General features: G+C 74.8%; 7 protein-coding genes. 4 read left to right on the forward strand and 3 right to left on the reverse strand.

Features of this window, described 5'->3' with window-relative positions; translation table 11 throughout:
* Nucleotides 1-23 precede the first annotated feature (23 nt).
* The 3 genes from AC069X_RS12380 to rsmH all read right to left on the reverse strand — a co-directional run bounded on the left by AC069X_RS12380 (nucleotide 24) and on the right by rsmH (nucleotide 3,772).
* The gene (locus tag AC069X_RS12380; protein WP_478728171.1) at nucleotides 24-2,057 is read right to left on the reverse strand and encodes a peptidoglycan D,D-transpeptidase FtsI family protein; all 2,034 of its coding nucleotides are present in this window, start codon (nucleotides 2,055-2,057) and stop codon (nucleotides 24-26) included.
* Between the two features lie 273 nt (nucleotides 2,058-2,330).
* A complete protein-coding gene (gene ftsL / locus AC069X_RS12385) occupies nucleotides 2,331-2,846 on the reverse strand; it encodes a cell division protein FtsL (protein WP_478727795.1) in 516 nt (171 codons plus the stop codon).
* Nucleotides 2,843-3,772 carry a 16S rRNA (cytosine(1402)-N(4))-methyltransferase RsmH gene (gene rsmH, locus AC069X_RS12390; protein WP_478728173.1) on the reverse strand — a complete coding sequence of 310 codons (930 nt, stop codon included), beginning with the start codon at nucleotides 3,770-3,772 and terminating at the stop codon, nucleotides 2,843-2,845. Before rsmH ends, ftsL begins: the two co-directional genes overlap by 4 nt.
* 221 nt (nucleotides 3,773-3,993) lie before the next feature.
* On the opposite strand from rsmH, the gene AC069X_RS12395 reads away from it, so the two are divergent.
* From AC069X_RS12395 to AC069X_RS12410, 4 genes are all read left to right on the forward strand, one after another.
* On the forward strand, nucleotides 3,994-4,326 hold the full coding sequence (locus AC069X_RS12395; protein ID WP_478728175.1) for a carbonic anhydrase: 333 nt from the start codon (nucleotides 3,994-3,996) through the stop codon (nucleotides 4,324-4,326).
* A 137-nt stretch (nucleotides 4,327-4,463) separates the two neighbouring features.
* Nucleotides 4,464-5,474 (forward strand): AAA family ATPase, encoded by a 1,011-nt coding sequence (locus AC069X_RS12400; RefSeq protein ID WP_478727797.1) that lies wholly within the window; start codon nucleotides 4,464-4,466, stop codon nucleotides 5,472-5,474.
* Complete coding sequence (locus AC069X_RS12405; RefSeq protein WP_478727799.1) at nucleotides 5,474-6,832, forward strand: DUF58 domain-containing protein; 1,359 nt, start codon at nucleotides 5,474-5,476, stop codon at nucleotides 6,830-6,832. The genes AC069X_RS12400 and AC069X_RS12405 overlap by 1 nt, the downstream gene beginning before the upstream one ends.
* On the forward strand, nucleotides 6,829-9,306 hold the full coding sequence (locus AC069X_RS12410) for a transglutaminase TgpA family protein (protein WP_478727801.1): 2,478 nt from the start codon (nucleotides 6,829-6,831) through the stop codon (nucleotides 9,304-9,306). The genes AC069X_RS12405 and AC069X_RS12410 overlap by 4 nt, the downstream gene beginning before the upstream one ends.
* Nucleotides 9,307-9,455: the final 149 nt, after the last annotated feature.

Consider the following 9,455-nt stretch of genomic DNA (forward strand, 5'->3'; position numbering starts at 1 on the left):
GCTCTGGTGGCTGGACGGTCGGTTCACTGCCCGGGCTGCGGGGCGGTGGGGGCGCTGCTCGGGGCGGCGGGCGGCGGGCCCGCGTCGTAGGTCACGGGCAGGCCGGCGGGGGCCGTTCCGGTGGGTGCGACCTGGAGGGTCTTGAGGGCGAACTCCATGACCGTCTTGTAGATCGGGCCGCAGATCTGGCCGCCGAAGTAGCTGCCCTTGGTGGGGTTCTGGATGGCGCAGTAGACGGTGACGCGGGGGTTGTCGGCGGGGGCGAAGCCGGCGAAGGAGGCGGTGTAGCCCTTGTAGCGGCCGGTGGCCGGATCCACCCGGTTGGAGGTGCCGGTCTTCCCGCCGACCCGGTAGCCGGGGATCTTCGCCTTGGTGCCGGTGCCCTCCTGGTCGTCGACCACGGACTCCAGCATCTCGGAGAGGGTCCTGGCCGTCTCGGCGCTGATCACGCGGGTCCGCTCGGGGGCCGGGGCCGGGGTGAAGCGGCCGTCGGGGCCCTTGCTGCCGCGCACCAGGGTCGGGGTGATGCGGACGCCGCCGTTGGCGATGGTGGAGTACACGGAGGCCGCCTGCATGGCGTTGACGGACAGGCCCTGCCCGAAGGGGATCGTGTACTGCTGGGAGGTGGACCAGGCCTCGGGCTTGGCGAGGATGCCGCGGGATTCACCGGGGTAGTTCAGGCCGGTGGGGCGTCCGATGCCGAATTTGTCCAGGTACGAGTAGAGGACACGGTTGGCCTCGGACTGGGTGGCGCCGAGCTGGCCGGTGGCCAGGATGGTGCCGATGTTGGAGGACTTGGCGAGGACCCCGTTGAGGGTCAGGTACCAGGTCGGGTGGTCGACGTCGTCCTTGAAGAGCCGGTCGCCGCGGTGCAGCCGGTTGGGGACCTCGACGTGGGTTTCGGGGCGGGCCTTGCCCTCTTCCAGGACGGCGGCCATCGACATCACCTTGGCGGTGGAGCCGGGCTCGTACACGTCCTGGAGCGCGGCGTTGCCCATGGCGGCGGAGCGGGCCCGGGTGAGGTCGTTGGGGTCGAAGCCGGGGGCGTTGGCCATGGCCAGCACCTCGCCGGTGCTGGTGTCCTGGACGATGACGTAGCCGCGGTCGGCGCCGGACTTCTCGACCTGCTCGGCGATGGCGCTCTGCGCGGCCCACTGGATGTCGCGGTCGATGGTCAGCTCGATGTCGTCGCCGGGCACGGCGGGCTTCTCGCTGGAACGGGCCGTGGGGACGCGGCGGCCGCCGGACTGGGCGTAGGTCAGCTCGCCCTCCTTGCCGGCCAGCTTCTTGTCGAGGGCGGACTCCAGGCCGCCGCCGCCCTTGCCGTCGGCGTTGACGTATCCCAGTATCCCGGCGGCGAGGTCGCCGTTCGGGTACACGCGCTTGCTGCTGACCTCGTTGAACACTCCGGCGATGACGTTGGCGCCGGGGCCGTTGTTCTTCTTGTCGGCGGCCGCCTTGTCGGCGAAGAGCTTCTTGAGGTCCCGGATCTGGTTCCAGACCTGGGGGGTCTGGCGGCGGGCGAGGACGACGTAGCGGGTGTTCTCGGTCTGGAGGCGCTCGGTGAGCTGCTTGACGTCGGCCCCGAGGATGGGGGCGAGGAGGGCCGCGGCCTGCTGGGGGGCGTCGGGGGCCTTGCTCTCCTGCGGGGTGAACATCTTCGGGTCGGCGGTGATGTCGTACGCGTCGACGCTCGTGGCGAGGGCCACGCCCTTGCGGTCGGTGATCTCCCCGCGTTCGGCGGCCAGGGTGTGGCTGGCGAAGCGGTTCTCGCTGGCCTTGGCGGAGTACGCGGAGGCGTCGACGGCCTGCACCTGGAGGAGCCGGACGACGAAGGCGAGCATGACGAGGGTCAGCCCGACGCCGACCAGCCGCAGCCGGGGCTTGGGACTGCCAAGCCGAATGGTGTGCGGCGCCTGGCCCGGCCGGGCGGTGACCCGGGCCCGCGGCACCGCCGCCTTGGGGCTCACCGGCGCGCTCCGCGGCCCGGGACGGCCCCGGCCCCGCAGCCCCGGACGCCGCCCGGCAGGCCGGCCCCGCCGGCGTTCGAGGCACAGAACCCGGCGGCGCCCGACCGACCGGCCCCGCCGGCGTTCGAGACGCAGGCCCGGGCAACGCCCGACCAGCCGGCCCCGCCGGCGTTCGAGGCACAGAACCCGGCGGCGCCCGACCAGCCGGCCCCGGCGGCGTTCGAGGCGCGGGTCCGGGCGGCGCCCGGGGAACGGTGGAAGGGCGGGGAGGGGAGCTGTCCCGCAGGGTCCCGGGGACCGGGAGCGGGCCGGGCGGGGCCCGGAGTGGGGTGGGGTCCCGGAGGGGTCCGCGTCACGACGTCACCTGCCTGGGGTAGGGGTGGGCTGCGGAGTTCCGCTGGGGGCGGGGGCCTGGGCGGCGGGCGGAGCCGCCGCCGGGGCCGACGCCGACGCCGACGGCGCGGGAGACCCCGCGGCCGGGCTCGGCGGAGCCGGAGGGGCCGGCGAGGCCGGAGGGGCCGGAGGCGGCGCCGGGGCCTCCGCCGGCGCGGCGTTGCCCGCGGTCTTGCCGTCGGGCCCGAGGAACACGGGGCTGCCCCCGGGTACCAGGCCCAGTTCGCGCGCCCGCCGCTGAAGGGCGTCCGGCGCCGAGTACGCGTCCACGTCCCGCTGGAGCGCCTGCTGCTCGTCCGTCAGCGCGGTGGTCTCCTTCTTCAGCCGGCTCAGCTGGAAGGAGCCCTCGTTCAGCGCCGAGTTCAGCAGCAGCAGGCTGATCAGCCCGCCCGCGAGCAGTGCCACCACCAGCAGGACGAACGGCATCCGCGCCGCCCCGCCCGCCTGCGGCCGCGGCCGGCCGCCTCCGCGGGCCTTGGTCACAGCCGCGCCTCGCGGATGCGCTCGACGCCACGGAACCGGGCCGGGGCGGCGCGCCGGTTCTCGGCGATCTCCTCCTCGGTCGGCAGCTCCGCGCCGCGCGTCAGCAGCTTCAGCTTCGGCTGGTACTTCTCGGGTACGACCGGCAGCCCGGGCGGGGCCGTGGAGGTGGCGCCCTCGGCGAAGACCTGCTTGACCAGCCGGTCCTCCAGGGAGTGGTACGAGAGCACCGCGATCCGCCCGCCGACCGCGATCCGGTCGACCGCCGCCGGGATGGCCCGCTCCAGGCCGGCCAGCTCCGCGTTGACCTCGATGCGCAGGGCCTGGAAGGTCCGCTTGGCGGGGTTGCCGCCGGTGCGCTTGGCCGCCTGCGGCAGGGCGTCGCGGATCAGCTCCACGAGGCGGGCGCTGTTGGAGAAGGGCTCCTTCTCCCGCTCCCGCACGATCGCGGACACGATCCGCTTGGCCTGCTTCTCCTCGCCGTACTGGCGCAGGATCCGCACCAGTTCGCCGGGGGCGTAGGTGTTGAGGACCTCGGCGGCGCTGATGCCGGTCGTCTGGTCCATGCGCATGTCCAGCGGCGCGTCCTGCGCGTACGCGAAACCGCGGTCGGCCTCGTCCAGCTGCATGGAGGAGACGCCCAGGTCGAAGAGGATGCCCTGGACGGCCGGGAGCCGCAGGCCGTCGAGCACCTCGGCGAGGTCGGCGTAGATCGCGTGGACGAGGGTGGCCCGGTCGCCGAAGGGCGCGAGCCGCTCGCCGGAGAGCCGCAGGGCCTCCTTGTCGCGGTCGAGGCCGATCAGGCGCACCTCGGGGAACCGGGTCAGCAGGGCCTCGCTGTGGCCGCCGAGGCCCAGGGTGCAGTCGACGACGACGGCCCCCGGCCTCTCCAGCGCCGGGGCCAACAGGTCCAGGCACCGCTGGAGCATCACCGGGACATGTCGGGACTCGCTAGTCAAAGCGCCCTCTCAGATAACGGCGCGGCAGGCATACGCCGCGCCGCGCACGCGGAGTGTTACCAGGGGGCCGGGCGGCCGGTGAGGGCCGGGCTCCGGCCGGTTCGCGTCACTTTAGTGCAACGGTCGCCGCGGTCAACGAACCGCCCCGCGCCCGGTGCGCCCTTCCCCCGGAGAAAGCCCAAAAGCCTCGAATCACCCGAACAGCGGCCCCCGCCTCACCCCTGTGGATTAGCTCACAACGAGGTTCGTTGACCTTCTCCGTCCACCCTCGCCCCATGCTCGGCCCGGCCGTGACCACTGACGTCGTCACCATCCGCAACGCCGGCGGCGTCGTCACCGACGACACCATCCGCTCGCTCACCATCAGCCGGCGGGCCCTCGGCACCCGTTCGGTCGACCAGGACGTCCGCCAGGCCGTGCAGCGGCTCCGGACCGACCCCTTCCTGCTCCACAAGGACGATGTGCGAGGCTTCGTCTTCGACGTGCACACCGGGCTCCCGCGGGAGATCGATCCGGCCACCTGAGTGACAGGGGCGCCGCAGGCCGTCAAGAATGCGGGGAGACGTCGCCCTGAACCCGTCCGGGGCGGTGTCCGTGTTTTCGGGGTGGGCCGGTTCAAGCGCGACAGCGTCGGCCCTGAGAAAGGGCCGAGGAGAACCAGGTGACCACGTACGACGACCGAGCGAGCCTCGCTGATCTGACCAGCACGGCCGAGCGGGTCCGCCGGTCCGTCGAGAGCGTGATCGAGGGCAAGCCCGAGGTCGTACGGATCGCGCTGACCGTGCTGCTGGCCGAGGGGCACCTGCTCATCGAGGACGTCCCCGGCGTCGGCAAGACGATGCTGGCGAAGACGCTCGCCAAGTCCATCGACTGCTCGGTCCAGCGCATCCAGTTCACGCCGGACCTGCTGCCCTCGGACATCACCGGCGTCAGCATCTACGACCAGCAGCGCCGCGAGTTCGAGTTCAAGCCCGGCGCGATCTTCGCGCAGATCGTCATCGGCGACGAGATCAACCGCGCCTCCCCCAAGACCCAGTCCGCGCTGCTGGAGTCCATGGAGGAGCGCCAGGTCACCATCGACGGCACCACCTACGCCCTGCCCAGCCCGTTCATGGTCGTCGCCACCCAGAACCCGGTCGAGATGGAGGGCACCTACCCCCTCCCCGAGGCCCAGCGCGACCGCTTCATGGCCCGCGTCTCCGTCGGCTACCCCAGCCCCGAGGCCGAGCTCCAGATGCTCGACGTCCACGGCGGGCTCTCCCCGCTCGACGACCTCGCCGCCGTCGCGCACGCCCACGACGTGGTCAAGCTGATCGAAGCCGTCCGCGAGGTGTACGTCGCCGCGCCCGTACGCCGCTACGTCGTCGACCTGGTCTCCGCCACCCGCAGCCACCCGGAACTGCGCCTGGGCGCCTCGCCCCGCGCCACCCTCCACCTGCTGCGCGCCGTCAAGGCCTCCGCCGCCCTGTCCGGCCGGGACTACGTCCTGCCCGACGACGTCCAGCAGCTGGCCGCCCCCGTGCTCGCGCACCGGCTGCTGCCCACCGCGCAGGCCCAGCTGAACCGGCGCACCGCCGAGCAGGTCGTCCACGACATCCTCCAGCGCACCCCCGTCCCCGCCTCGCACCCCCGGGGCGAGATGCCGCCCGGCGCGGCCGCCCGGAGCTTCTGATGGCGGCCGGTGCCCCGCACGGCGCCGGCGGGCAGGTGCGGGACCCCGGGGGGCTGCGCGCCTCGCTGGCCGGGCTCACCACCCGGGGCCGCTCGTTCCTGGCCGCCGGAGCCGCCGCCGCCGTCTGCGCGTACGTCCTGGGCCAGGGCCAGCTCCTGCGGGTCGGGCTGCTGCTCGTCGCCCTCCCGCTGATCTGCGTCCTCGCCCTGCACCGCACCCGCCACCGGGTGACCGCGAGCCGCCGCCTGACCCCGCCGAGGGTGCCCGCCGGCGGCGAGGCCCGCGTCCAGCTGCGGCTGGAGAACGTCTCCCGGGTGCCCACGGGCCTGCTCATGCTCCAGGACCGGGTGCCGTACGTCCTCGGACCCAGGCCCCGCTTCGTGCTGGACCGGGTCGAGCCGGGCGGCCGCCGCGAGGTCTCGTACCGGGTCCGCTCCGACCTGCGCGGCCGCTACCCGCTCGGCCCCCTCCAGCTGCGGCTCACCGACCCCTTCGGGCTGGTCGAACTCACCCGCTCCTTCACCGCCTACGACACCCTCACCGTCGTCCCCCGCACCCAGCCCCTGCCCGCCGTCCGCCTCACCGGCGAGACGAACGGCTACGGCGACGGCAGCCGCCGCGCCCTCGCGCTGGCCGGCGACGACGACGTGATCCCGCGGACCTACCGGCGCGGCGACGACCTGCGCCGCGTCCACTGGCGCTCCACCGCCCGCTACGGCGAGCTGATGGTGCGCCGCGAGGAGCAGCCCCAGCGCAGCAAGGCCACCGTCCTGCTGGACACCCGCGATCTCGCGTACGAGGGCGCGGGCCCCGACTCCGCCTTCGAGTGGGCGGTGTCCGCGGCCGCCTCCACCCTGCTGCACGTCCTCGAACAGGGCTTCTCGGTGCGGCTGCTGACCGACACCGGCGACTCGGTGCCCGGCACCGCCGGCGGGGGCTTCACCTCCGGCGGACCGGAATCCGCCGAGGCGGCCGGGCTGATGATGGACACCCTCGCGGTCGTCGGCCACTCCGACGGCAGCGGGCTGGGCCGCGCCCACGAGGCGGTCCGCAGCGGCGGAACCGGCCTCGCCTCCTCCGGCGGCGACGGCCTGCTCATCGCCTTCTTCGGCGACCTCGACGACGAACAGACCGAAACGGCGGCCCGGATGCGGCAGCGCAGCGCGGGCGCGGTGGCGTTCGTACTGGACTCCGCGACCTGGGCCGGAGCGCCCTCACGGGCGGAGGAGCGGCTGCGCAGGCTGCGGGACGCGGGCTGGACGGCGCTGGCCGTCCCGCCCGGCGCCGCCTTCGCCGAGCTGTGGCGGCAGGCCGGGAACGCTCCCCTCGGCCCGGAGACCTCCGGAGGCCGGGTATGAGCGGGCGCACACGGGTGACGCTCTTCGGAACGCTGGCGACGCTGCTGACCTCCTGGTCGCTGGCCCCGCTGGTGGAGTCCTCGGGCTGGCTGCTCCAGGCGGCCGCCCTGCTCGCGGTGCAGGCCGCGGTGGGAGCCGGAACGCGGCGGGTGCCGCTGGCCCGGTCGCTGACCGTGGCGGCGCAGCTGCTGGTGTCGCTGCTGCTGCTCGCCTTCCTCTTCGCGGGGAAGGCCGAGTCCACCGGGGGCGGGGCGCTGTCCTTCCTGGTCACCGACTTCGGGGCGCTGTTCCAGCAGGGCGTGCGGGACGTCGGCGAGTTCGCGATACCGGCCCCGCTGACCGACGGCATCCGCCTGCTGCTGCTGGCCGGGGTGCTGCTCATCGGGCTGCTCGTGGACGTCCTGGCCGTGACCCTGCGCACCGCCGCGGCGGCCGGGCTGCCGCTGCTGGCCCTGTACTCGGTGGCCGCCGGGCTGTCGACGGGCCAGGGCGGCTCCTGGTTCGCCTTCCTGCTGGCCGGCGCGGGCTACCTGATGCTGCTGCTGTCGGAGGGACGCGACCGGCTGGCCCAGTGGGGCCGGGTCTTCGGCGGCGCCCCGAGTTCGCGTGTGTCGGCGGCCTCCGGCTACGGGGGCGGCGGCGGCCGGGCCGTGGCGCCCGTGCGCTTCGGGCGCCGGATCGGCGTGGTCGCCCTCGGCCTGGCGGTGGCGGTGCCCGCCGTACTGCCGTCCCTGGACGGCGGACTGCTGGGCACCCCGGGCGACGACACGGGTGCGGCGGGCCGCGGCGGCGGCACGATCTCGGCGGTGAACCCGCTGGTCTCGCTGCAGAGCAGCCTGAACGCGCAGGACAACCGGGTGGTGCTGAAGTACCGCACGGACAGCCCGCAGCTGGGCGAGCAGTACCTGCGGATCCTGGCCCTGGACGAGTTCAACGGCGTCAAGTGGGAGGCCTCCGGGCGCCCGCTGACCGACGTCCCGGAGCGGCTCCCGAACCCCTCGGGGCTGAGCGACCGGGTGCGCGAGAGCGCGACCGAGGTGCGCACCTCGGTCTCGTCGGCGGAGACGTACGCGCAGCGCTACCTGCCGATGCCGTACCCGGCGACGCAGATCGACATCGCCGGGAAGTGGCGGTACGAGCCCGCCGGCCGGACCCTGGTCGGGGACCAGCTGGGCAAGGACCGCTTCCAGAACGTGCAGGGCGCGCAGTACACCGTGCGGAGCCTGCTGCTGCGGCCCACGGCGGCGCAGCTCCAGGCCGCCCCGGCCCCGAACCCGGGGGTGCGGGAGGAGTACACGAAGCTCCCGGACAACCTGCCGCCGGTGGTGGCGGAGACCGCCCGGCGAGTCACCCAGGGCGCGCAGGACGACTACACGCGGGCCGTGAAGCTCCAGGACTTCTTCGCGGTGAACGGCGGCTTCCGCTACGACACCAAGGTGTCCTCGGGGACGGGCTCCCAGGCCATCGCCCGCTTCCTGGCGGACAAGGAGGGCTTCTGCGTCCACTTCGCCTTCTCGATGGCGGCGATGTCCCGCTCCCTGGGCATCCCGGCGCGGGTGGCGGTCGGCTTCACCCCGGGCGAGAAGCAGGCCGACGGCAGTGTGAACGTCTCGATGCGGGACGCGCACGCCTGGCCGGAGCTGTACTTCGAGGGCGTGGGGTGGACCCGGTTCGAGCCGACGCCCCGCTCGGGCATCTCGCTGCCGGAGTACAGCCGCACCGAAGCCCCGGCCCCGCAGCCGTCGGCGCCGTCCTCGCTGCCCTCGCAGGCCGCGTCGGCTCCGGCGCCCATGCCCTCGCAGGCCGAGGCGTGCCCGCCGGAGCTGAAGAAGCTCGGCGAGTGCGGGGTGCCCGCCGCCCAGCAGGACACGGGCGCGGGCTCCGGCGGCTTCCCGGTCGGCGCGGTGCTCGGCTGGACCGCCGTCGCGCTGGTGGTGCCGGCGGTGCTGCTGCTGCCGCTGCTGTGGCGGCGCCGGGTCCGCGAACGCCGGCTGGCCCCCGCCGGGCCGGGCCGGCCGGGCGGCGGGGTGCCGGGGTCGGCGTCGGCGGCCGGGGCTGCGTCCGGGGCTGCCCCGACCGGTGTGCTGGCCGCCTGGCAGGAGCTGGGCGACAGCGCCTGGGACGTGGGCATCCCGCCCGACGAGGCGCTGTCGCCGCGCCGGGCGGCGGGCCGGGTCGTGGTCCTGGGCCGGCTGGACGGGGAGCCCGCGCAGGCCGTGCACCGGGTCGCCGGCGCGGTGGAGCGGGCCCTGTACGCCCCGCCCGGCGTGGACGTCTCGTACCCGGAGCTCCCGGCCGACGTACGGCTGGCCCGGGCTGCGCTGCTGGCCGCCGTGGGCCGGCGGGCCCGCCTGCGGGCGCTGCTCCTGCCCCGCTCGGCGGCCCGCGTCACGGATGCCGCCGCGCTGCGCGTGTCCGCCGTCGCGGCCCGCGCCGCAGCTCTCCCGTCCCGCCTCCGCCCCCGCCGCCCCTGACCCTCCGGGGGCGAAGGCGGCCGCGCGCCGGAAAGGCGGAACGCCGGTGGGGGGGGGGGGGGGGTCCCCCCAACCCAACAAAACCAAGCGTTTTTTCCCCCCCCCCAACCCCACAACAACCCCCCCACCCCCCCTCCCCCCCTCCGGCC

The organism is Streptomyces sp. NPDC043896, from assembly GCF_056435605.1.

What these genes read in the sequence shown, in the direction of transcription:
- rsmH (WP_478728173.1), bottom strand. Translation starts at nt 3,772, where the DNA reads ATGCTCCAGCGGTGCCTGGACCTGTTGGCCCCGGCGCTGGAGAGGCCG.
- AC069X_RS12405 (WP_478727799.1), top strand. Translation starts at nt 5,474, where the DNA reads ATGGCGGCCGGTGCCCCGCACGGCGCCGGCGGGCAGGTGCGGGACCCC.
- AC069X_RS12410 (WP_478727801.1), top strand. Translation starts at nt 6,829, where the DNA reads ATGAGCGGGCGCACACGGGTGACGCTCTTCGGAACGCTGGCGACGCTG.